Raw genomic sequence first — 23,878 nt, 5'->3', positions numbered from 1 at the left:
GGTGACAGGCTCCTCCGGTAATTCATTGTCATTTTATGTTGTCGTTCAGTAACCTACATAAGTTCGCGCATATATGCCTCTATTATACCTTTTCATTAAACAGCTGTAAACGTTTTGAATCAGTTCTCTGCTTTTTCTACATAGCGGACACGGTATTCAGAGGACAGCATACTCATCAGAATGGAGTCATGGTATTGATGATTATAAAATAAAGCATCCCGTTGCACGCCTTCACGTTGGAAGCCTATTTTTTCATAGCAACGGATGGCCCGTTCATTAAAATCATATACGTTCAGCTCAATTCGATGCAGATTACAGATACCAAATCCGTAATCCAGCATTAGCACAAGCGCCTCAGTGCCGTAGCCTTTCCCCTGATTCCCCTGTTCGTTAATGGCAATGCGGATGTTGGCACTGCGGTTCAGGCTGTCCATATCCTGAAGAGCAATGTCACCGATGATACGATCATCTTCCTGAAGGGCAATGAGTAGCAGCAGGCTGGAGGTATCCTGCCCTTTGGATTCAATATAACGCCCAATTTGATCCTTGGTAAAGCTACGCTGCGTACCCGTCATCCTCCTCACGTCCTGATCAAACAACGTATTATAGTACAGTTCGGTGTCCTCCACGTGAATCGGACGCAGATACACCCGCGATCCCTCCAGTAACCGTGCCACTGGTGTTGTGTGCAAAGATTTTTGAGTCATAATCATCCTCCTATTCTAAAAATGTTCAGTTACGAAATTTGGAAACCAACTACTGTGCAGGGTCTGCATTTTTGACAGCAGAATTGTTAAAATCAGCAGGTGACTCACGCCAAATGACGGATTGAAGCATGAGTCCGACTAAACCCAAAGCCCCAATCGTCACTCCAATCCAGACAAAGGTAGTGCCTGGTCCGGCCATACGAATCATTACACCCCCGATAAGCGGTGAGACGATCATGATCGCTCCGGTCACGGTACTTTGGATACCGAAGACGCGCCCCACCATATCGGCCGGTGTTCGGGCTTGCAATATGTAATTCTGGGTGATGATGTACAGGCCGTTTCCCACGCCTAGCATGGCCCCAATCATAAGCAGTACGGGTAATCCTGTCCCCGGTTGCGCCCAGCCTAAAGCAGCAATAGCTCCACCAACCAGCACATAACCTCCACCGAGGCCCCAGCCCGCGCTTATCCGGTTCAAACGGTTCAGCACTAGCATACAAGCGACGGCACCAGCGCCTATGGCTGAAACCAGCCAGCCAAGCAGCGATTCGTTACCCGGGGCGAGCACTCGCAGCAGTGTCGGAAACTGGTAGTCAATCATGAGAATGGCGATCATGCCGAAAAGTCCGAACACAAGCGTATGCAAAAGCATTCGGCTGCGCCATAGGAACGCCCAGCCCTCGCGCCATTGGCTGAAAAAACGGGATGCGCCGACGCGTTCCTTCCGATGCTCGGCTTCATCAGCCTCAGCCTCGCTTGGCGAATCCAGCTTTCCTTGTTTCACAGCAGTAGTCGCATGCTGCTCTACGCTGTCGAGGGCGGGGCCGATTCCGCGCAGCGGCCACAGCACCAAACCGGAGCACAGGCGCAGTAGCGCATTAAGGATAATGCACGCTTGAGGCGACATCACAACCAAGGTCATGGCTCCCAATAATGGCCCCGCCACTTTGGAAGCCTGATTGACCAGCCCATTCAGCGAGGTCGCCCGAAACAGGTCGTTGCTGGCGACTACAGTGCGGGTCAAGCCTTGCTGTGATGGCATTTGGAATACGCCAGCCGCCGCACGCAGACCCAGCAGAGGCAACAGCCACGCCGGCCCCGGAACAGCGAGAATCGCCAGCGTCAACAAGGCAATAACTGCATCGCAGACGATCATCAGCCGGGCCTTATGCACCCGGTCGGCTAACGTGCCTGAGATAGAGCCCAGCAGCAGACCCGGCAGCGCCATCACTACCGGAATCAGCGCAATCAGCATGGGGTTGGCTTCCCAGCGGTAAGCGACGAGCACCTGAATGGCGATGGCATCAAACCAATCGCCAAAGGAAGCAGCCGTGTGCGCCGCAAACATCCGCCGAAAACGGCCGTTGCGCCAAATGCTGGGCGTGGATTCTGATTCTTTTTTTTCCTTCATTTCTATTCACCCTGCTCTCATTTTCTGCATTATTAGCAATAAGAACATTCTAGCGGGCCTATATCAGAGGAAAATCAGACAGCGAGAAACATGTCAGACCGCAGAAAGTGTTTGCTCCAACCAACGCCTTAGTGCCAAACGATGTATCGTTAAGCCATTGTCCCGATCAAGTCGTTCATATTGAGTAGCATATTTCTCTTCCAACGCAGGAAAGCCACCATAACGCTTCAAAAAGCCGCGGATTTGACAGACTGCCTTGATTTTAAGCAGCTCCTGTTTAGCCATATCAAGCGTGTTCAGCCCCTCATCCAATAGCCGCTCGGCCTCGTCCACTCCCCCGGTAAGCAGGAGCATGAATCCCTGCATCATCCGATAACGCCCCAGCTCCCGCAAATACGGAGCCTCAGATAGCATCCCTTCCAATCGAACGGATAGTACCTTAGCCTCCTCCATACGGTTGGCGGTCAGATGCATGTACATCTCCATCAGCGCAACAGGCATCACAAATTTGTCCAGCTCATCCCGCTCCATCACTGCAAAAGCCAGCGGAAGTCTCTCCAGTGCGCGTTCAGATTGTCCATTCTCCACATAAGCCTCCAGGATGTTGAGAATACGCAATTCCCGCTCCTGCTCGGCGGATAGTAATCCACTGGAAAGCGCCCGCTCACATAGAGCAAGCTTCTGATCCGTTACCCCTGCTGTACCTATATATAGCAGTAACATCCAGTACAGTCGATCTTTAGGAGCAAAGTCCTCCCGTTCCAAAAACCACAATATATCGGCCTGCACAAACCGGGTATACATCTGATAAAAAGGAGACAGTTCGAACCCCATCTGCTCCTGCTGAGCAGCCAGCGCCACGATGGAATTCCCCTGTCCCAGCAATTGGTATTTCCGTAACAGTCCGTGGACAGCGTCTTGTACCTCCTGATCGCGCAGGGACGGATGATTCTGTCGTTGCACGCCAGTAAGGGTCAAGCTGTAGCCATACCCCCGGACCGTATGAATACGAAGAGCATTCCATGGCTTGAGCTTTTTACGCAATCTGTAGATATGATCATCCACCGTGCGCTCCACCGGATATTCCAGCGGCCACACACGATCCAGCAGTTGTTCCCGGGTGAACACCTGATTCCGGTTATCGTATAGAAAGCGCAGTAGCGCAAACTCTTTAGCCAACAACATAACACGATCTGCACTACAGATTACACTATAACCGTCTGTATCAAATTGTAGCCTGATCATCCACCTCGCCTCCGACATATCGTTTCTTGGCTGCACCCAGCCCTGTAAACATGAGCAAAACGCTCAGACACAAGAGTAGAAGCAGCGGAATTGTCCAGCCTTGTGTTGCATCATGTAAATAACCGAACAGCGTCGGCCCTGTCGCTGCTAGCAAATAACCAAAGGATTGCGCCATACCAGACAGCTCTGCTGCCTGCTGCGGTGTCCGCGTCCGCAAATTAAAGAACATCATCACCAACGGGAAAGCAAAACCACCCGCTATACCGATACAAATGACCCAAATCACACTCCACTGTGTAGCCCCAAGCAGAAATCCACCCAGACCGATAAAATACAGCGCAGCCATAATCAGAACCAATACCCGCTGATCCTTTACCCGAGCTGCCCAAATAGGCACAATAAAAGTAAACGGCATTTGCGAAAACTGCAGCATGGACAGCATCCATCCCGCAGTCTCTGAATCCATTCCCTGTCCAACCATCATCTCGGGAAACCATGCGGCAGGGACGTAGAATAGGGCAGATTGCAGCCCCATAAACAGCGTCACCTTCCAAGCCAAAGACGATGTATACACATTCACGGTTCGGGCAGACACTGCCGCTTTATTGGCCGTTTTGCGCGCCTTAAGAAGCTGGGGCACCCAGAGTAAAATACCTACGACACCCACAATCCCCCATATTCCCAAAGCACCGCGCCAGCCCAAACCTCCGTTCAGAGCCAGCGGTATACTCAGACCGGATGCTGTTGCAGCGACTACATTCATGGATACTGAATATACGCCAGTCATCAGTCCGCTGTTGCGAGGAAACTCCTCTTTGATCAAACTGGGCAGCAAAACATTACACACGGCAATAGCCAGTCCCAGCATGGCTGTCCCAGCAAATAATGCGGTCACCCCCAGCGTTGAGCGCACCACAATACCTGCGGTCAACAACAGCAAGGCTGCAAAAATAATAAGAGGCGACCCGAAGCGGCGCGACAGTTTGGCTACAAAAGGCGACAACAGGGCAAAAGCCAGCAGCGGCAATGTCGTTAATAGGCCACTCAGTGTATTCGAAATATGCAAAGAATCCTTAATCAAACCGATAAGAGGTCCTACCGAGGTAATCGAGGCGCGCAGATTGGCACCTACCAAAATGATCCCTGCGGCAAGCACCCAAGGACCGGCATGCCACAAGGATTTGTATACCAAAGCTCGTTGGTGTTGCTGTGAACTCATCTCTCCATTCTCCAATCTATCTGTGTTATGCTCAAAGGCTCCAACCGAGTGTACGGCTGGAGCCTGAGCAATTTCTATCTCATTAAATTATAATGGCATTTATGCCATATGCATAGGACGGATAAGCGTAGCACTCCAAATCTTCAATTCAGCGTACAACCACAGCTACAGCCAAACAAACAAAAGCTGCCCGAAAGGATGCTTTCCTTTTGAGGCAGCTTTCGGTCTATGACTTAGATGCATCCAGTGCTGCTTAACGTACCAGCCAGCCGCCATCCACCGCCAAAATATGACCGTTCATGTAGTCGGAGCCCTGACTTGCGAGGAAAACAACAACTCCCATCAAATCGGACGGATCTCCCCAGCGCCCCGCAGGAATACGCGACAAAATTTCCTGATTGCGGCTCTCATCGGCACGGATTGGAGCTGTGTTCGCTGTAGCAATATAACCAGGGGCAATCGCATTAATCTGAACGTTATGAACCGCCAGCTCGTTGGCAAACGCCTTGGTCAAGCCAGCCACTGCGTGCTTACTTGCTGTATACGGCGGAACGAACTTTCCACCCTGAAAAGCAAGCATGGAAGCGACGTTGATAATTTTCCCGCTTTTTTGCTCAACCATCACCTTTGCTACTTCCTGACTCAGGTGATAGACAGCATTCAGGTTGATTTCCATCACCGCGTCCCAATCCTCATCTTTGTACTCCAGCAAAGGAGCACGACGAATCGTACCTGCGTTATTTACGAGAATATCGATTTTACCGAATGCCTTGACGGCTTCTTCTACAATCTTTGTAATAGATTCTCTTTGCGTCAGATCCGCCTCATGAAAGACAACCTTCACGCCGGTAGGTTCGAGCAGACGTCTTGTTTCTTCATAATCATCATTGTTGGCTACAATGAACAGATCCGCGCCCGCTTTAGCCAAAGCTACTGAATATCCCTGACCCAAGCCGCTGTTGCCACCCGTTACAATCGCTGTTTTGCCTTTCAGGCTGAAAAAATCCAATGAAAAAGTATCCAGACCCATACTTACGCCTCCATCATATTTTAGTTTAAAATATATACCTCTAATGAATCCTACAGCGCTGCACGAACTTCCTTATATTTAGCCACATAACGCGCAGCGTTCTCTGTGATCAGATCGTAGCGGCCATCCTTGGCCGGAGCCGTCAGGTTTCCCCCGATGCCAACCGCTACACTTCCGTTGCGCAGCCATGTTTCCATGTTATCCAGATCGACGCCGCCCGTTGGCATAATTTGCACATGAGGCATTGGCCCTTTGACTGCCTTGACAAAATCCGCACCCATAGCACTACCAGGGAACAGCTTCACGACATCACTGCCCAGCTTCATCGCTTCCTTAATTTCATTCAGCGTCATGCAACCGGGCATATAGGGAATCGCGTATAAATTGCACAGCTTCGCCGTTTCTTCTTCAAAAGAAGGACTCACTACGAACTCTGCTCCAGCCAAAATAGCAATTCTCGCTGTCAGCGGCTCTAGTACAGTTCCCGCACCAATCACTGCCCGGTCCTTAAATTCATCTCTCAATCTGCGAATCACCTGATCCGCATCCGGCGTGGTAAACGTAAGCTCAATATTGTCCAAACCGCCTTCAATACAGGCTTTGGACATTTGGTACGCTTCCTCCGCTGTGTTTCCCCGAATGACCGCGACAACCCCAACCGAAGTGATATGCTCCAAAACTTTCTTTTTTGTCATGTTCCTGATCCTTTCCACGAATGGGATGACTATGTTCCATTAGCCGCTTGCAAGTACCCCGCTCCAATATGCCGGATTTAACGCAACTCGCTCATGGCTACCTGATCCATGTCTTTGTACGTTTTATTTTCGCCAGCCATGCCCCAAATGAAGGTATAGCTGCCAGTAGCCGCACCACAGTGAATAGACCAAGGTGGCGAAATAACCGCTTCATCATTCTTCATCACCAGATGGCGCGTCTCGTTCGGCTCACCCATCAGGTGGAACATTCTGGCGTTCTCATCCAGCTCAAAATAGAAATAGACTTCCATACGACGGTCATGAACATGTGTTGGCATGGAGTTCCATACGCTTCCGTTTTCCAGTGTCGTCATCCCCATAACCAGCTGACAGCTCTGAATGCCTTCATCATGGATAAAGCGGCGCAAGGTGCGGTTGTTGGCTGTTTCCTGCGCGCCCAGACTTTCAGACGGCACATCGGCAAATGACTGCTTCGCTGTCGGATACGTGGTATGAGCCAGCGCCGACACAATGTAAAATTTTGCAGGTTTCGAGCTGGAATCGCTTTCAAAGATCAACTCCTTGCCCCCTCTGCCTACGTAGAGACAGTCTTTCGTGTTCAACTCGTAGGTTTCACCGTCTACCTTTACAGTACCGCTGCCGCCAACATTAAAAATGCCCAGTTCCCGGCGCTCCAAAAAGGTTTCCGCCTTGATTTGATCGCTGCCTTCCAGCGCAACGGATTTATTCACGGGATGAATGCCCCCGATAATGACACGATCTTCATGCGTATAAACCAGCTTAACTTCCTCAGGCACAAACAGTTCCTGTATCAAATAGTGCTGACGCAGTTCTTCAGTCGTAAAATGCTTGGCATGTTCGGGATGAGTTGAATAACGCATTTCCATAAAAACATTCCTCCTGTTTAGATAAACTTTTTTATCAATGGAATTGTTATAAAAGCGGTTTCTAACTCTACTTCTTAGCTAGAATTGTAATAATTATCTATGGGGGTGTCAACCCAATTCTTCACTATTCCTTGAAAAATCCTTAATATTCACGAACTTTTACACTCTTTTTACCGTTTGATAAACAAATTCATATTTTTTTATCTACATTATCCAAAAAGTTTTTAACAAATATATCAACTTCCTCATTGTGAAAAACCGATTTATGTGATAATTTCAATTTATTCAATTGGTGCATACGCTTACAGAATTAGTTTACTAAACAAAGGAGGAATTTAGAATGACCGCAACATTGGATGCTGTTACCTTCGGAGAACCGATGGCCATGTTTTATGCCAATGAAGCAGGCTCTCTGGATGAGGTGCGTTCGTTCACCAAAGCGCTGGCCGGAGCAGAGACGAATGTTTCGTCCGGTTTGGCACGTTTGGGACTACGAGCAGGGCTCGTGACCAAACTAGGCGAGGATGCATTCGGCAGGTTCATTGCCGGGGCGCTGCGTCAGGAGGGGATCGACACCCAGAACGTCATGTTTACCAAAGACCACTCTACCGGGATGCTGATTAAATCCAAAGTCACAAGCGGGGATCCGGAGGTCGAATATTTTCGCAGACACTCTGCCGCTTCCACATTAAGCATCGCCGATTTTAACGAGGCATACTTTGCCGGGGCACGCCACCTGCACTTTACAGGTATTTCTGTCGCCCTTTCTCCCGAATGTCGTGACTTCGCCCGACATGCGCGGCAGTTTATGAAAAAGGCAGGAAAAACCGTATCCTTCGATCCGAACCTCAGACCCAAGTTATGGCCTGATACGCAAACGATGGTGGAGGCTATTAACGAGGCATCTGAGGGTTGCGACTGGCTTCTGCCAGGCATTCATGAAGGTAAAATATTGACAGGCTACACCTCACCTGAGGATATCGCTTCCTTCTACCTTGACCGTGGTACTTCGCTGGTCATCATCAAGCTGGGGACAGAAGGAGCGTATTATAAATCCGCCGATGCAGAAGGATATGTGAAACGCTTCCGAGTGGAGCATGTCGTCGATACCGTTGGGGCGGGCGACGGCTTTGCCGCTGGCGTCATCAGCGCACTGCTGGAGGGCTTGCCCCTGGCCGAAGCGGTCAAACGCGGCAACGCCCTCGGCGCACTGGCTGTCATGTCAGCCGGAGACATGGACGGCTATCCTACGCGATCTGAGCTGGAGTCCTTTTTGCTCAGCGCCAGCACGAATTAGGCAGGTTTCTTACCCCTGCCTTTTCCTTCATCGCTGGTTCCACAAGCTCAACAAGGGTGAGTTAGGAAGCTTCGGAGATAACTCAAATAACCCGTATTCACTTATGCGCGGCCTGAGCAAGTATATGCAGGCTTATAACGCAGACAGGAATACGGGTTATTTCTTATGATGTGATATTAGAGGTTCACCTACAACGTTTTGACGGATTCACCCCGGTTTAAATCAGGCACAAAGCGGTAAATGATCGGAACCGATTCGCCGCCCTCCTCGATGCTGGACAACAGCGTCTTTGCAGCCTGCTTTCCCATATCCGCAATCGGCTGCGTAATGGTCGTAATCGGTGGATTGTAAATATGGGCAAACTCTGCATCGTCAATTCCGATAATGGACAGCTCGGCCGGAATGCGTTTACGTCGGGCATTCACATATTTCAGCACCTCTGCCAGCACGATATCGTTCCCGGCCAACAGCGCAGTCGGCGGCTCTGGCAACTGAAATAGCTCCTCCAGCGTCTGCTGGATATCCTCCTTCGGCACACTGCGCATGTACTCTTCCCGAAAGGGCAAGCCACGCTCTTCCAGCGCCTTTTTGTACCCGCTCAACCGCTCTACCCTTGGAGTAATCCGGTTCAGTCCCAGCGGCAGGGTAATCAGCGCGATCCGTTCATGCTTATGGGCCACCAGCTCCTGAATCGCCAGCTTGACCGCCATTTCGTTATCCAGCAACAGGCTGCGCGTGTTCACACCGTCTACCAGACGATCCAAAAACACCAACGGGTACTTTTCACGAATGAGCTGGTTGTAAATATCCGCATGCTTGCCTGTCGGGAAAATAATCAATCCGTCCACCTGACGAGCCTTGAGCATCTCAATATATTGGCTCTCCTTGTCCGGGTTTTCGTCGGCGTTACAGATGATAACCTGAATGCCAAAACGCTGCAATTCCTCCTCAATAGCCCGAATGGACTGGATCGACAGCGTGTAATCAATGTTGGCTACAATGACACCCACCATAAACGTCCGGTTCTGTTTTAAACTGCGGGCCAGCCCGTTGGGCTGATAATTTAATTCCCGAATGACCTCGGCAATCCGGTCTCTGGTCTGGTCGCTCATGTATTTATATCGTTTGTTCAGAAATTGCGAGACGGTGCTTTTAGACACTCCCGCCTTCTGGGCAACATCTTCAATCGTCGGTTTCTTCATGGATACGCTCCTTGTCCCTCATGTACTGCATGCACTGCATTAGTGCAACAAAAGTATATCTTTTTTTTAGTAAATTTACCATACTTCTATTTATGAATACCATGATTATATAATCTGAACTTAAAAGTTACCTATCGTGCCACTGCGCAGACGGATGGTGCTTCCCATCGCCACCGCCCCCGGATTTCTGGAATTAATCCTATGATCAGAGTAGAAATCCGGGGATGTAACGCTTCCGAAGCGAGCTTTCCTACGAAAGCTTTTAAAGCGACCGCTTCGCTTGTACAGCACCATTCCGCCTACTCCGTTTTCCATGTACCTTTTTTAAATCAGCTTATAAAACTACTATTTACTCTCCATGCAGCAAAAAGAGGCAGTTCAAGATGCTCTCTTGAACTACCTCTACATAATCATAAATGATCCTCGAATCAGTGTACCGGAATTGGGGTTGCTGGCTGATCTGGTGTATCGTGCTCCACCAGCGCATGCTTTTCCCACAAACGGCTTCTCCAGCGGGCATACATAATGAAGGCACGAGTCCATTCATCTGCGGCAATCGCCAACCACACACCAGCGAGTCCCATATCCAGCTTGAACACAAGCAGATAACCGAGTGGCAAGCTCATGCAGACCATGGAGATCAGTCCTATAAAGACCGGGAACTTGGCATCTCCAGCAGCACGCAACGAGTTAATAATAACAATATTCGTCGTCCGACCGGTTTCCAACAGAATGCTAAGTAAAATCACCTGCGCTCCCAAGCGAATAATCTCAGGGTTTTCGGTGAACAAGCTGAGCAATGGCACGCGGAAAAAGATAATAATCACATCAATAACAACGGTCACGAGGAGCGCCCATTTTACACTACTCATTACACGTTTGTAGGCTGTATCCTTCTGTCTGGCTCCGACCAGTCTTCCGACCACGATGGCCGTACCCATACCGACCGCCATACTGAACAAGTAGATATAGCTCGAAATGTTATTGGCATATTGACGGGTCGCCATCGCTTCTGCGCCCAGATAGGTCACGTACAGTGTGAAAATGAGCTGACACGACTGATACATGATGGACTCCAGCGCGGAGGGTACACCAATGCGCAAAATTTTAGCGATAAACTTTTTGGACAACTGAACGTAATATCTCCACTCGACACGCACCTCGGTTACGCGGTACATCAGCCAGAAGAAAATCAGGAGACACACAAAACGGCTTCCCACCGTAGAAATAGCTGTCCCCTCTACGCCGAGCGCAGGCATTCCCCAATGTCCGAAAATCAAAACATAGTTACCGACCACGTGGATCACGTTCATCAGCATGGATACATACATCGTTTCCTTGGTAAAACCATGTGTACGAATCGTCGCCGCCAGCGCGTTGATCAATGCCTGAAGGAAAATGGCACCCCCGACGATACTCATATAGGATTCTGCATAAACCAGAATATCTCCCTGGACGTTAAGCCATTGCAGCATATGAGTACCAAATACAAGAAAAATCACGCTAAGCAAAAGACCTACCATCAAATTCAAGGTAATGGCCGTACCCGTAACCTGGGCCGCTTCGACAAGCTTCTTAGAACCGATATATTGAGCTACGACGATAGCAGCGCCGTTGCCGATAACCTCCAGTACAAGGATGGCAATTGAAATAATTTGGTTGGACGCGCCTACACCCGACACGGCATTATCAGATACAGAACTGATCATGAACGTATCGACGCTGCCCATCAGCATAAACAGGAACAATTCGAGGAAAATGGGCCATGTCAAATGGAACAAATTCAGTTCCTTGGCTTCGGACAATACCGACCCTTTTTTTAGTGCTCTGGTTGTCATTCATTCACCTTTCTTCATAGAATTATTTAACGAACAAAGGGTATGTTAGCACAGTCTTTCTGAAAATACATCCCGTTTGTGTAAAATGATTTGCAAAACGCGTAAGAATTCATTTATCACCTTCTTCACAACTGATTATCGAACTTTATTGAAACGCAGAAGGGTAAAATAGAATATGGGCCTGTGAGCATTGCCGCTGACAGGCTGCGCGGATGGTTGTATACTGCTTATGCACGATTTGTGAAGTATACTAAAATGTTCCGCCATCAAAGGCTTATATTGCAATAAAGGAGGCTTTTACAAATGACTCAATCATTTCAAGCCCTTGTCGTTGATCAGACGCAGGACGGTGAAGTTCAAGCAGAGGTACGCTCTCTGGAAACTGGCAGTTTACCTGCTGGAGAAGTATTGATTCGTGTCGCTTATTCCAGCATCAATTATAAAGACGGGCTTGCCGCCCGCAAGGATGGCAATATTGTCAAAGCCTATCCGTTCGTGCCCGGCATAGATTGCTCGGGAACCGTCGTCTCTTCGGAGGATAGCCGTTTCAGCGAAGGACAAGCCGTTCTCGTTACCGGATACGGATTCGGTGTGTCTCAATTCGGGGGATTCAGCGAATATGCGCGTGTGCCTGCGGACTGGGTGGTTCCTCTTCCAGATGGACTTACGCCAAGAGAAGCCATGATTTATGGGACAGCCGGCTTTACCGCGGCCCTATCGTTGCATCGGCTGGAGCAAAACGGCGTTACGCCGGATCAGGGCAAGGTGCTCGTCACCGGAGCAACGGGGGGCGTAGGCGGAGCCGCGATTGCCCTGCTGGGCAATAGGGGCTACCATGTTGTAGCCAGTAGCGGCAAAGCCGAGGCGCACGACTACCTCAAGGCGCTCGGAGCGGCTGAGCTGATCTCCCGCGATGAGGTCTACGACGGCGCGGAGAGCATCCGCCCGCTGGGCAAGCAGCTCTGGCAAGCGGCTATTGATCCCGTAGGCGGAAAGCCGCTCGCTTCGCTGCTCAGCCAGATCGCCTACAACGGCTCCGTTGCCGTGAGCGGTCTGACGGCGGGCACCAAGCTGCCTACCACGGTGCTGCCGTTTATCTTGCGCGGTGTCAGCCTGCTGGGCATAGACTCCGTCTTCTGCCCTTATGAAACACGCGTAGCGATCTGGAAGCGGCTCGGCAGCGACTGGAAGCCGAAACAACTGGAGCAGCTTGTCGAGCGCGAAATCGGGCTGGCTGACCTTCCAAACGCGCTGGAGGACATCCTGGCGGCCCGCTCACAGGGCAGAACGCTCGTGCGGCTGGCTGACTAAGCGGAAGTATATCCGCACGCTGCCCGTCAATGTACTTCCGCGTAAAGGGCTGTTCATTCCTTCGTGTCTAAAACTTCGGAAAATATAAGAAGCCTGTAAATCTGCAGTTTTTGAGATTTACAGGCTTCTTTTGCGTTTTACCATTACATCATTAATGGATGAGCAAGCAACCTGAAAATAATGGCACAAAAAAAACATGGTACATTTGAAGAAAAGCGAAATACATCGACGCAGACGTTTAATTTTCACAACAAATGAACCTTTTTGGAGCGGCAGTTGTTATATAGGTAACCTGCACAGGAAAGGAGGGCACATATTGGAGAGCAATCGAGATTTGTTTGATCTGTATCAACGGGATGTATACCGGACCTGCTACTATATGGTACATAATGCATCGGATGCAGAAGATTTAACTCAGGAAGTGTTTATCACTTTGTTTCGCAGCAATCGCGAACATATCGAACACCTAAAGGCCTGGATTATGAAAATTACAGTAAACCATTGTCTGAATTACCTTAAACGCCGAAACAGCTTGCATATGAAGGTGTCGGCTAATCCCTATTTATTCACCGGGACCGAAAGCAAGCCCGTAGACAGGCTGGTGGAGGACCGCGAATCCGCAGAGGAATGGGCTGTTTATATGAATCGTCTTCCGGCCAAAATCCGCGCTGTGCTAACACTCCGATATATGCATGATTTCACGCTGGCGGAAATATCCGAGTTGCTGACAATCCCGCTGGGAACCGTCAAATCAAGGACACACAAAGGGCTTCGGCTAATGGAGCGAATACTGAGGGATACAGGCGTACAGATTCCCGAGCTGGAAGGAGAGAACTATGAAAAAAGTAGAACAGGCATTGAAGCGCAAATTAAATGATGATTCGGGAGTTGCCTATCCTGACTTCGAGAAGATGTGGGATCGGATGGAACAGGCAGGACAGACTGCCTCCACTTTAACAAATGCTTACGATTCAGTCGAATCAGTTACTCCACGCCGAAACAGAAATTGGCGCAAAATAGCTATCGCTGCTTCTCTGAGCGCACTTCTCATTGCTGTTCCCGTCTATGCCGCCATCCATTATAATTGGGACAATTTGCTACACGGAAGAAGCGGCATTCAGACGGCACTAAATCAAGACCTTGGGCAGCCACTAGAGCAGTCCATCACCAGAGATGGAGTGAAACTGACGCTGCATACGGCTATTGTGGATGAGAACCGGACCGTGATCCTGTACAGCTTGAATGTGGCAAAAAGTAAAGACAACGAGTTTTGGAATGTCAAAGGCATAACGCTTAAAAACGCCACGGGGAAAAACAGTGAAGGGGAGTATAACTTTCAACAATGGGGCCCGAAAAATCAACGGTACAACGGGTACTTTGAAAGTGACTGGACACCGCAGCAGGACACAGAGAACATGCGGCTGACCGTAGAACATGTAGAGCTTGACAGCATACAGGAGTTGGATTTACCGCTTGATACCCAATCTCCCAAAATACAAACTTTCACACTGGATCGTGACGGTTTACAAGATATGAAGGTGCAGGTATTTGAACAAGGGAAGGATAAACTGTTGCTGTCCTCGGCGATTACCTTCGATTCGTCGATACCCAAGAGATGGGATAATCCGCAAATCATTGCCTACAAAGGCGGAGAGCCTGTGATGTCGCAGCCTGGAGGGGCTTTTGGCAAACCCGGAGATAACGGGGAGTATACAGCACAGCAATATTTTATCCGAGAACATGTACCGGAAGGGCAAATTACTTACAAGCTGCAATATGCCAAAACCGAGAAAAGTATAGATGAACCGATAAATTTTGATCTCCATCTTAGCAAAAAACAAATGGAGAGCGGAACCATTAAAACCGTCCTGAATATTCCTTTGGAGAAAGGAAATCCGAATTTCATAATGGAACAGATGGTTGTCACACCTACGCAAATCCGTCTCACGATCAGAGGCAAGAAGAAATTCGCCGATATACCTTATCAAAAATACTTCCTTTCCGTAAACGGTAAAACGTTGGAGGGTAACAAATGGTCATCACCCAGTAGCACTCCTGATCTGACCACCCTCCGTTTTGAACGACCCTCCGATCTTGTGATTGCAAAGGATACACCGATTACGTTTACAGGGAAATATAAGGTTACGATCCATTCGGATGACAAAACGCCACAGCGTTTAAAGGATATTTCTGAACAAAAACAGACGCTAACTACACAAATCGGCGGTTATCCTGTGAAGTGGACCTACTACAAGCAAGGGGCGGACTTGTTCGTAGAAACTGAAAGCAAGGACGCTCGTTTTGGCGGGATCAACCAGACTCATATTGGCCTGGGTAAAGAACGGATTTTGGGTAAACCGATCTCGGCTAATTTTACAGGGGACGGCAATAACAAAGCGGTTGATGTCTATAAGAATTTCAAGGGAACCGAGGCTTCTATCTATATGTTCTTCTATACAACAGACGAACCAGAAGCAGAGATTACTGTACCCTTACAGCCTCTGACGACTCAAAGCGAAGCATCTAAATAGCAATACTATAAAAAAGGGTGTCCCATATACCTGTGTGAGCTGCGGTATATGGGACACCTTTATTTTTCCCAGTAAGCTGCGATGTGGTTGGAGTTATTCTATTCTCACTTACTTCACGGAGCCTTGCGTAACGCCGTTGATGATCCATTTTTGTGCAATAAAATAGACGATAATCATTGGCAGCAAGGCCATCAGGTACGAGGCAAAGGCCAGATTGAAGTCTGTATTAAACTGCCCCTGGAACACATACTGAACGAGCGGCAACGTATACTGCTCCGGATCGCTGATAATAATGAGCGGCAGCAGAAAGTCGTTATAGGTGGACAGGCAGGTGAGTATCCCAACGGTAGCACTAATTGGTGCCATCAACGGAAAAATAATTCGCCAGAACGTGCCCCATGTCGTCGCCCCGTCTACTGTAGCCGCCTCTTCCAGCGCCACCGGAATGGAACGGATATAGCCGACATAGACGAACACATTAAACGCCAGCCCGTACACCGTATGCAGCATAATCAGACCAAACAGATTGGTCATATGAAGTCCCGAGGCCAATTTAACAATCGGCAGCATGATGATCGGGAACGGAATGAACATGGCGCTCACAAAGTAAAAATATAATCCTTTAAAAAAGCGCCGCTGCATATTACGCGAAATTGCATAAGCGACCATGGAATTGGTCAACAGCGTCAGCACTACCGTTGATGTCGTGACCATCACACTATTTTGAAAAGCGCTGAAAAAGTTGGTCATTTCCACCGCACGACTAAAATTTTCCCAATGCAGCTCGGTCGGAAAAGCAAAGGCAGAATGCGCCATCTGCTCAGGATTTTTAAGCGCAATCGTCACCGTCATATAGAGGGGAAACAGGATAAATATCGTTCCCAACGTCACCAGAAGCAGTGCAGGCCAGTTGGTATGTCTGCTCATTTTCATCAGTTATCCATCTCCCTTCTCTGGAGGAATCGTAGCTGCAAGATGGAAATCATCGCAATCACAATAAAATAAATGACAGAGTTAGCCGACTGATAAGCAAACTCCCCGCCTCTAAAGCCCCCTGTATAGATCAAGTGTGATATCGACTGTGTCGCCCGCCCCGGTCCACCGTTCGTCAAGGCCACGATTTGGTCGAACACCATGAGGGAATTTTTCATCGCCAATACCATATTGATCGTAAAAAACGGGGCAATCAGCGGAAACGTAATACTCCAGAATTCACGCCATTTGCCTGCACCGTCCAGATTGGATGCCTCGTACAGACTTGTCGGGATGGTTTGCAGCCCGGCCAGATAGAGAATCGTATTGAAGGCAATGCCCTGCCATGCGGCTACGATCACAACCCCCACCCAAGCCAACTGTTCGCTGCCCAAAATGTTGGTCGATAAAAAGGTAATGCCTAAATTTTGCCCCCAAATCGTAAACACGTTCGAAAACAAGTAATTGAATATGTACCCGACAATCAGCACGCTCAAAATATTAGGCAAAAAATAAATACCCCGGAAAAAGTTACGGAACCGTATTTTAGCATTCAGCCCCAGCGCAATTAGCAAACTAAGGACGTTAATCGCAATCGTGACCACAATGGCAAACTTGAAGGTAAACCAGTATGCGTTCCCCACATTATCGTCCTGAAACAGGTTGACATAGTTTTTGAACCCGACAAAGTGATATTGATGACCAAAGCCGTTCCAGTTCGTGAGCGAATAATAAAAGCCCTGCAAAGCAGGCAATGTCAAAAATATAAAAAACAACAGGACAGCCGGCATGGTCATCCAATAGAAAGCCGTTAGTCGCTTATTCATGTCTTATCCTCCTCCCCTATCGGCGGTTAGCTACCTTATTCCATTCACTGTCCAGCTTCGCCAAATAAGCGTCGATGTCTCCGTTTTGCAGGAAGGCCTGCACAATGGAGTTTAACTGTACGGCTTTCGGAATATAATGATCGGCAAAATCAATGACACGCCCGGATTTAAAATACGGCAGCAGCTCCGCTACACTCGGATCATCCTGCGTGACTCCCTTCACCGCTGAAAACAGCGTCTGCTCTGTAATGTACTGCTTGCTGTTCTCCGGCTTCAGCAGGAAGGCAATGAACTCCTCGGCCTCTTTTTTATGCGGAGTGCTCTCCGAAACGGCTAACAGTGTATCTATACCAGACACCAGCTTGACCGCCTGTTCATCGTTCCCTGTTGGTAACGGGAAGAACCCAAGCTCCACCTTCGGGTTCGCCTTGCGGATTTCAGATATCGCCCATGAGCCCTGGATGTACATAAACCCCTGTCCATTAGCAAAGGCACGGTTCCCGTCCGCATAGTTTTTGCCAAAATTATCGCCATGTCCATATTTCAGCAGCTCCAGCTGCTTTTCCGCAACCTTGCGGTACTTGTCCTGAAAGGTGACCTGATTTGCACGTCGTTGCAGGAAAAAATCAATGCCCACCAGATTCGGACCAAGTGCATTAAAGGGAAGGTTCGTCTGCCAATCATCTTTATATGTAAAATAGAACGGGATTTTGCCTGCGGCCTTGATCTTTTGTACCGTTAGGATCAGCTCATCCCACGTTTTGGGCACCTGTAATCCCATTTCCTTAAAAAGTGTTTTGTTGTACATCACACCATTCGCATTGGCAGCGTAAGGAATTCCGTACACCGGATCGGCCCCGGTCACATCCTTGAGCATTTTGAGGTAGATGGGGTCCACGGTATGCGGCAGATCCGTATTCGCCAATTCCGTAAAAATACCGCTCTGCGCCAAAATGGAATAGGTGTCGGTAGCCCCGAGCCCTACAATGTCAGGTACATCATTTTTAACCACTCGGGTCAATAACACCGTCTCTGCCTCTGGCGGATTCACCTGTGTCACTTCAATACCAGGATGCTCCTGATTGAATCGGGAGATCAGTTTATCGAAGGAACCCTTGGCCTCCGGCTTGTTCTGGAAAAATTCAATCTTCACTTTACCTGACGCATCATCCTTATTGCATGCGCTTACAATAATCGCCATTAGAAGTACCGAAGCTAGTATTGACAGCCTCTTGCCCCATTTCCACATACTCATACCTCCTTTTCCCCTATGTCAATCTATTGCGCGACCAGACAATTAATACCCGAACTCTATGTAAAAGAAACGATATGCCATTCCAACATCACAATTGGTGTAATATGTATCCATTTTCAACATAGGATTAACTTGACTATAGAGGAGGAGGCGTTGGTTTGTGAGAGATTGGCGGTTATATGGAAAAAAGGTACTGGTATTCGCTGTAGTGTTTCTGCTTTTTTCCGGCATGGGTTTGTTGAATGGAGGTACATCGTTTGCAGCCTCGGGGTTTTATGTAAGCGGAACCAGTCTGAAGGATGCGAACGGAAATACCTTTGTCATGCGTGGAGTGAATAACCCTCATATTTGGTTCGATACACAGGCCTATCAGGCATTGGATACCATTGCGGCGACGAAGTCCAACACCGTTCGCATTGTGTGGCAAACGAATGGATCAGCACAAAGACTGGAGGAAATTATCAACCGCGCCAAACAGCTCAAGCTGATCTCTGTCGTTGAACTGCACGATGTTACGGGCAGCAATGATGCCAATCGTTTGAACGATATGGCCCGTTATTTCGCTGATCCAGCGGTGAAAAAAGTACTGGCCGATAACCAAAAGTATGTCCTCGTGAATATCGCGAATGAATGGGGCGACCATAACCTGTCCGATGCCGCATGGCGGGACGCTTACAAAACGGCGATCACCACACTGCGCAACGCAGGCTTGCCGAATACGATTGTGATCGACGGCTCCGGTTGGGGACAATATGCTTCCCCGATTAAAGCCCATGGCATTGAGCTATTACAGCATGATCCCAACCATAATTTGCTGTTCTCCGTCCATATGTACGCCAACTACAATGATTCCAGCAAGATCGGCTCCGAGCTGCAAGCTATGAAAGATAAGGGGCTGGCTGTCATCGTGGGCGAATTTGGCTACAACTACAACAATGGCAACAACAATCTGGGTACCACCGTGAACTCTTATGAGGTCATGAAGCAATCCCAAGCCAAAGGCATCGGCTATCTGGCCTGGTCCTGGACGGGCAACAACAGCGAGAACGCATGGCTTGACCTTGTGAACAGCAGCGACTGGAAAACGCCGACGGCATGGGGCAATATCATATTGAACGATGCCAACGGTATCAAGAACACTTCGAAGACAGCTTCGGTGTACTGAGGTAGAGTCTCGGGAGGAATTAGTGTTAAATAAGATCCAACTGACCCTCAAGCGGTCGATTGGATCTTTTCCACTTTTATATGGAGAAATCCCCCTAATACAGATAATCATCGGTCACAAAACGGCGATATGCGCCCCAAGTAAAAAAAATAAGATATAGACTAACAACGGTGACAATTGCTCCATTCACGGACAAATTCCCCATTAAAGATCTATCTAATCCTATATGCTGCATATACGGAATAATCATAAACGTGATTACGTTGTATAAGTATGGGATATGAGAAACAAAAGAGGCCCATTTTAAGTACAACGAATCAAACAACAGAGAGCCCAGATTATATACCATACAAACACCGATGGCATACGTTACACTCTTGCTGTACATAGCGACGAAGCAGTAGAAGGAGCTTATTGCTACTAATGAGGCAAGCGCCCAACCATAGTATTCAAGCATCTGCAGTCCTTGAGATCCGGACAGCCCCGCATCACTTACATCATATGAAAGAGTCCATACTTCAACGATCACCTGCGAGGATACTGCAAATGCAATGAGAAGAAGCAAGATAGAAGCATTCAAAACCAGCAGCTTACTCCAGAAAATCTGACCGCGGGTAAATCGGCGCATAAATAACAAACGCAGTTGCCCGCTTCGAAATTCCTCAGTGTATACAGCAGCAGCTAAAGCAGCCACAGCTATATTGCATGCTAAAAACAAATTCTCACGCAGACCAGTAACGACAAAGTTTAAGGATAATACCTCTACAGGAACCTTCATCGTGCGCAAAAAATATACTCCTGTCGAACAGGCTAGCATCGGTGTACATAAAACCATGAGCCAGAACCACTTTCGTCTCCATAATCGCTCGAACTCGCTGTATATTAATAGCTTCATAGTCCCATTAATCCCATAAAAGCATCCTCCAGACGTTGGCCGTCCTCAACCAGTTGATCAGCGGGCCCCTTCCAAACTAGTGTCCCTTCTTTAATTACAATCAGTTCGTCACACATTTGCTGCAACTCATCCAGCAAGTGACTTGAAATAAAAAAGGCATAATTCGCTGAATCACGCAGACGAAGCACAATATCTCTCAGCTCTCGCATCCCCATAGGGTCAAGGCCGTTTGACGGTTCATCTAGCAATAGAAGCTCTGGAGCCCCCAGCATAGACTGCGCAACCCCGAGCCTTTGCTTCATACCCAGCGAATAGGTTTTCACCTTGTCATCCCCCCGTGTTTCCAGTCTTACCTTTGTAAGCAACTCTTCAATATGTATCTCCCGATCTGAGGGTGCAATCTCAGAGTGCAACCGTGACAAATTTCGTAAAACCTGCCTGCCTGTCATATAATCAAAAAAGACCGGAGATTCAATAATAGCACCCACCTTGGACAGCGCCTTTTCCCGATCCGTCTGTACATCATATGAAGCTATCTTTACAGAGCCGCTGGTTGGCTGCATCAGTCCGGTCATGATTCGCATCATTGTGGTTTTACCAGCTCCATTAGGTCCGATGAATCCATATATCTTTCCTTCCTGAAGCTTAAATGAAACACGATCTAACAAATTCCTTTTTCCCATTTTTTTCGTTACCTGACTGACCTCCAGTAAGGAGTCCGACATACTATTCCCTCCATTCACAAGCAAATCACAAAATAGTTCCGACGTGTACATTTGATATGTAAGATCTTTATTGACAACATAAACTTCACTTAACAGTGACTCATATTAAGGTACAGATTAAAAAATATCACATGTTGCGAAATGTAAACAACTTTCTTTATGTAAAATAAAATGATGAGGGTAGCCCTTCAGTAAACGTTCTACCTCAGGGCCACCCTCTATATAAAATAAACCGTTGTCTATTTAGTAACTAGCCTGTCAACTACTCCAGTTCAATCCACTCGCCGAGCAGCGTGTCCAGCTCCGCTTGCAGTCGTTCACGCGCGTCCCACAGCTCCGCCATGCGCATCGTGTCGCTGCTTGTGCCAAGCTGCTCCAGCTCGGCATCCGCCGCCGCCAATTCCACTTCCTTGGCGGCAATCGCCTGCTCCAGCCGCTCGCTGGATACGGCGGGCGTGCGGGACGGCTTCGCGGCCTTCGCTCCGCGTGCCCCCGTGCCAGCGGACGACCCGCCCCCTGCGGCGGGCGTGTCTAAACGACCTGCCGCACCCGGACGCGTGCGGCTAGCATCGTCTTCGGCAGGCGCTCCTGTCCGCGCAGCCGAAGACGTTCTGTTGCTGGCTGCACTGACAGATGCAGCCCCGCCCAAGCCAGAGCCGCCACCTGCAGCGGCTCTGCTTCCGGATGCCGTGCGTGCCCCGGCATCTCCTGTGCTCAGGAAGCGGGCGTGTTCCAGTTCCCGCTTCTTCGCCTGGTATTCATCGAAGCCGCCCAGATAAGAGGCCAGCTTTCCGTCCTCCAGCTCCCAGACGCGCCCAGCCAGCTTGTTCACAAAATAACGGTCGTGCGAAATCGCCAGCACGGTTCCCGTGTAACTGTCCAGCGCTTCCTCCAACGCCTCGCGTGAGTCGATGTCCAAATGGTTGGTCGGCTCATCCAGCACCAGCAAGTTCGGCTTTTTCATGACCAGCAACGCCAGCCGCAAGCGGGACCATTCTCCACCGGACAGCATGCTAACAGGCTTAAACACATCTGCTCCGTAGAACAAATACTTCGCCAGCAGCCCTCGTGCCTCGCCTTCCTCCACACCCGCTTCTTCCTTGAAGTACACAAGCACGGTCGCACGACTGTCCCGCTCTCTTTCCTGCTGCGCCAAATATCCATACTCCACGCGTGCGCCCCATTGCACCATGCCTGCATCCGCACTCTCCTGACCGAGCAGCAGCTTGAGCAGCGTCGTTTTTCCCGAACCGTTATCTCCCAGCAGCGCCACCTTTTCACCAAACTCCAGACTGCCTGTAGCCCCTTTTAATATCTGGCGCTCTCCATAGGCTTTGACGATTTCTTCGAAATGCAGCACGCGCCGGCCCGAACGGTCCTCCAGTCTCAAATTAAACTCAGCCCCTTGCGGGTCCAGTACAGGCCGCTTCACCAGCTCCATGCGCTCTAATGCTTTACGGATCGAGTTCGCTTTTTTAAAAAACTTTTCGTTATCCCCATTGCGTCCCCACTCTTCAAAACGCCGAATGGCCTCTTTCATCTTCTTGATCCGCTTTTGCTGTTCCTTGTAGTCCTCGAATTGCAGCAGCAGCCGTTCTTCCTTCTCCTTGACGTAGCCACTGTAGTTTGCATAATACGTAAACGCCTCGCCATCCTCCAGCTCAATCATCTTGACGGCAACGCGATCCAGAAAATAACGATCATGTGATACAACAACACACGCGCCCGTATAGGCTTGTAAAAATTGCTCCAGCCATTCCAGACCTTTTAAATCCAAGTGGTTGGTCGGCTCATCCAGCAGCAACAGATCCGGTCGTCCAATCAACTGGGACGCGAGTGCAATTTTCGTTTTCTCCCCGCCGGACAACGAACCAAAGCTGCGCGTATACATGGCTTTGGGGATACGCAGCCCGTCGGCTACCTGATCGATATTCGCATCCATTTCATAGCCGCCGCTTCGCTCAAACCGTTCCTGCAAGGCGGCATACGATTGCAGCAGCTTCTCCAAACGATCTGCATCCGCAGCTACTACCGGATCGGACATTTCACGCTCCAGCTCGCTCATCTGATTGCGGCAATCCTTCAGCTCACGATAGGCGTAAGCCAGCGTTTCATACACGCTCAAGTGTTCAAACTCCGCCGGGATTTGCGGCAAATAGCCGATTTTCGTATCCTTGGCGATGACGAGCTGCCCTTCATCCGGGCGGGACAAACGTGCGATTAGGCGTAATAGGGTGGTTTTACCGCTTCCGTTGCGGCCGATGAGTCCCACCTTTTCCCCCGTATGAATATCAAACGATGCACCGTCCAGAATCAGATTGGCACCTTGGTATTTTTTCAACTGTTGACCGTTCACGATATACATGTTCAGGCTCTCCTTTATTTAGGAAGACCCTTACCCGCGCAACACAAAAAGAGCCGCAGGAGCTAGTAGCCCGCGACTCTTTGGATGATACAGCAATCCGTTCGAGTTAAGGTAGGCGTCTTCTCGCGATGTTTACAACCGTATGATTAAAATTGGACAGACTTCTCCCGTTGTACGGAAAAGTATGCATAATGCCAGCCATAGCAATCGGCAGCTGGCTAATACGGTTGTTCAGCATCTCGTGATTCACCTACCTCACCTCCTTCTTCATAATTGC

General features: G+C 49.1%; 22 protein-coding genes. 5 read left to right on the top strand and 17 right to left on the bottom strand.

The features are described from left to right. Nucleotides 1-119: 119 nt before the first annotated feature. From ABH897_RS08290 to kduI, 7 genes are all read right to left on the bottom strand, one after another. Nucleotides 120-713 (bottom strand): GNAT family N-acetyltransferase, encoded by a 594-nt coding sequence (locus ABH897_RS08290; protein WP_404519327.1) that lies wholly within the window; start codon nucleotides 711-713, stop codon nucleotides 120-122. A 43-nt stretch (nucleotides 714-756) separates the two neighbouring features. Further along, nucleotides 757-2,121 (bottom strand): MFS transporter, encoded by a 1,365-nt coding sequence (locus ABH897_RS08285; RefSeq protein ID WP_283657434.1) that lies wholly within the window; start codon nucleotides 2,119-2,121, stop codon nucleotides 757-759. Between the two features lie 93 nt (nucleotides 2,122-2,214). Beyond that, nucleotides 2,215-3,366, bottom strand: a complete 1,152-nt coding sequence (locus ABH897_RS08280) for a winged helix-turn-helix domain-containing protein (RefSeq protein WP_283653734.1) — start codon at nucleotides 3,364-3,366, stop codon at nucleotides 2,215-2,217. Beyond that, nucleotides 3,347-4,585 (bottom strand): CynX/NimT family MFS transporter, encoded by a 1,239-nt coding sequence (locus ABH897_RS08275; protein WP_283653735.1) that lies wholly within the window; start codon nucleotides 4,583-4,585, stop codon nucleotides 3,347-3,349. Before ABH897_RS08275 ends, ABH897_RS08280 begins: the two co-directional genes overlap by 20 nt. 253 nt (nucleotides 4,586-4,838) lie before the next feature. After that, the gene (gene kduD / locus ABH897_RS08270) at nucleotides 4,839-5,615 is read right to left on the bottom strand and encodes a 2-dehydro-3-deoxy-D-gluconate 5-dehydrogenase KduD (protein WP_283653736.1); all 777 of its coding nucleotides are present in this window, start codon (nucleotides 5,613-5,615) and stop codon (nucleotides 4,839-4,841) included. Between the two features lie 50 nt (nucleotides 5,616-5,665). Further along, the gene (locus ABH897_RS08265) at nucleotides 5,666-6,310 is read right to left on the bottom strand and encodes a bifunctional 2-keto-4-hydroxyglutarate aldolase/2-keto-3-deoxy-6-phosphogluconate aldolase (protein WP_283653737.1); all 645 of its coding nucleotides are present in this window, start codon (nucleotides 6,308-6,310) and stop codon (nucleotides 5,666-5,668) included. 77 nt (nucleotides 6,311-6,387) lie between these two features. After that, nucleotides 6,388-7,218 carry a 5-dehydro-4-deoxy-D-glucuronate isomerase gene (kduI, locus tag ABH897_RS08260; RefSeq protein WP_283653738.1) on the bottom strand — a complete coding sequence of 277 codons (831 nt, stop codon included), beginning with the start codon at nucleotides 7,216-7,218 and terminating at the stop codon, nucleotides 6,388-6,390. 340 nt (nucleotides 7,219-7,558) lie between these two features. On the opposite strand from kduI, the gene ABH897_RS08255 reads away from it, so the two are divergent. Next, complete coding sequence (locus ABH897_RS08255; protein WP_283653739.1) at nucleotides 7,559-8,515, top strand: sugar kinase; 957 nt, start codon at nucleotides 7,559-7,561, stop codon at nucleotides 8,513-8,515. Between the two features lie 188 nt (nucleotides 8,516-8,703). Here ABH897_RS08255 and ABH897_RS08250 read toward each other — a convergent pair whose 3' ends face one another. The 3 genes from ABH897_RS08250 to ABH897_RS08240 form a co-directional block, all read right to left on the bottom strand. Next, entirely contained in the window at nucleotides 8,704-9,717 is a 1,014-nt protein-coding gene (locus ABH897_RS08250) for a LacI family DNA-binding transcriptional regulator (protein ID WP_283653740.1), read from the bottom strand. A gap of 120 nt (nucleotides 9,718-9,837) precedes the next feature. Then, nucleotides 9,838-10,032, bottom strand: a complete 195-nt coding sequence (locus tag ABH897_RS08245) for a hypothetical protein (RefSeq protein WP_404519318.1) — start codon at nucleotides 10,030-10,032, stop codon at nucleotides 9,838-9,840. A gap of 113 nt (nucleotides 10,033-10,145) precedes the next feature. Next, nucleotides 10,146-11,555, bottom strand: coding sequence for an MATE family efflux transporter (locus tag ABH897_RS08240; RefSeq protein WP_404591601.1), 1,410 nt, complete (start codon nucleotides 11,553-11,555; stop codon nucleotides 10,146-10,148). A gap of 303 nt (nucleotides 11,556-11,858) precedes the next feature. Between ABH897_RS08240 and ABH897_RS08235 the strand changes: the two genes are divergently transcribed. From ABH897_RS08235 to ABH897_RS08225, 3 genes are all read left to right on the top strand, one after another. After that, nucleotides 11,859-12,866, top strand: a complete 1,008-nt coding sequence (locus ABH897_RS08235; protein ID WP_283653742.1) for an acrylyl-CoA reductase family protein — start codon at nucleotides 11,859-11,861, stop codon at nucleotides 12,864-12,866. A 316-nt stretch (nucleotides 12,867-13,182) separates the two neighbouring features. Then, nucleotides 13,183-13,743 carry an RNA polymerase sigma factor gene (locus tag ABH897_RS08230; RefSeq protein ID WP_404591599.1) on the top strand — a complete coding sequence of 187 codons (561 nt, stop codon included), beginning with the start codon at nucleotides 13,183-13,185 and terminating at the stop codon, nucleotides 13,741-13,743. After that, nucleotides 13,703-15,397 carry a DUF4179 domain-containing protein gene (locus ABH897_RS08225; protein ID WP_404591596.1) on the top strand — a complete coding sequence of 565 codons (1,695 nt, stop codon included), beginning with the start codon at nucleotides 13,703-13,705 and terminating at the stop codon, nucleotides 15,395-15,397. The genes ABH897_RS08230 and ABH897_RS08225 overlap by 41 nt, the downstream gene beginning before the upstream one ends. Before the next feature lie 108 nt (nucleotides 15,398-15,505). On the opposite strand, the gene ABH897_RS08220 is transcribed toward ABH897_RS08225, so the two are convergent. From ABH897_RS08220 to ABH897_RS08210, 3 genes are read right to left on the bottom strand one after another with little or no spacing between them, the layout of a single operon-like run. Then, nucleotides 15,506-16,330, bottom strand: a complete 825-nt coding sequence (locus ABH897_RS08220) for a carbohydrate ABC transporter permease (RefSeq protein ID WP_283653745.1) — start codon at nucleotides 16,328-16,330, stop codon at nucleotides 15,506-15,508. Next, nucleotides 16,330-17,196, bottom strand: a complete 867-nt coding sequence (locus ABH897_RS08215) for a carbohydrate ABC transporter permease (protein ID WP_404580962.1) — start codon at nucleotides 17,194-17,196, stop codon at nucleotides 16,330-16,332. Before ABH897_RS08215 ends, ABH897_RS08220 begins: the two co-directional genes overlap by 1 nt. A 16-nt stretch (nucleotides 17,197-17,212) precedes the next feature. Then, a complete protein-coding gene (locus tag ABH897_RS08210; protein WP_283653747.1) occupies nucleotides 17,213-18,445 on the bottom strand; it encodes an ABC transporter substrate-binding protein in 1,233 nt (410 codons plus the stop codon). Nucleotides 18,446-18,611: 166 nt separating this feature from the next. On the opposite strand from ABH897_RS08210, the gene ABH897_RS08205 reads away from it, so the two are divergent. Then, nucleotides 18,612-19,616 (top strand): cellulase family glycosylhydrolase, encoded by a 1,005-nt coding sequence (locus ABH897_RS08205; protein ID WP_404591594.1) that lies wholly within the window; start codon nucleotides 18,612-18,614, stop codon nucleotides 19,614-19,616. Between the two features lie 94 nt (nucleotides 19,617-19,710). Here the strand turns inward: ABH897_RS08205 and ABH897_RS08200 are convergent, their stop codons facing one another. The 4 genes from ABH897_RS08200 to ABH897_RS08185 all read right to left on the bottom strand — a co-directional run bounded on the left by ABH897_RS08200 (nucleotide 19,711) and on the right by ABH897_RS08185 (nucleotide 23,851). Then, nucleotides 19,711-20,511, bottom strand: a complete 801-nt coding sequence (locus ABH897_RS08200; RefSeq protein ID WP_283653749.1) for an ABC transporter permease — start codon at nucleotides 20,509-20,511, stop codon at nucleotides 19,711-19,713. After that, complete coding sequence (locus tag ABH897_RS08195; RefSeq protein ID WP_404591592.1) at nucleotides 20,508-21,236, bottom strand: ABC transporter ATP-binding protein; 729 nt, start codon at nucleotides 21,234-21,236, stop codon at nucleotides 20,508-20,510. The genes ABH897_RS08200 and ABH897_RS08195 overlap by 4 nt, the downstream gene beginning before the upstream one ends. A 262-nt stretch (nucleotides 21,237-21,498) precedes the next feature. Further along, the gene (gene abc-f / locus ABH897_RS08190) at nucleotides 21,499-23,601 is read right to left on the bottom strand and encodes a ribosomal protection-like ABC-F family protein (RefSeq protein WP_404591590.1); all 2,103 of its coding nucleotides are present in this window, start codon (nucleotides 23,599-23,601) and stop codon (nucleotides 21,499-21,501) included. A 106-nt stretch (nucleotides 23,602-23,707) separates the two neighbouring features. After that, nucleotides 23,708-23,851 (bottom strand): hypothetical protein, encoded by a 144-nt coding sequence (locus ABH897_RS08185; RefSeq protein WP_170970742.1) that lies wholly within the window; start codon nucleotides 23,849-23,851, stop codon nucleotides 23,708-23,710. Nucleotides 23,852-23,878 lie beyond the last annotated feature (27 nt).

The sequence above is a fragment of the Paenibacillus sp. RC73 genome, from assembly GCF_044908085.1.
In the GTDB taxonomy this organism is placed as follows: Bacteria; Bacillota; Bacilli; order Paenibacillales; family Paenibacillaceae; genus Paenibacillus; species Paenibacillus terrae_A.
Note: the sequence above shows the minus strand (reverse complement) of the source record. Positions and strands in the feature narration are given on the sequence as shown.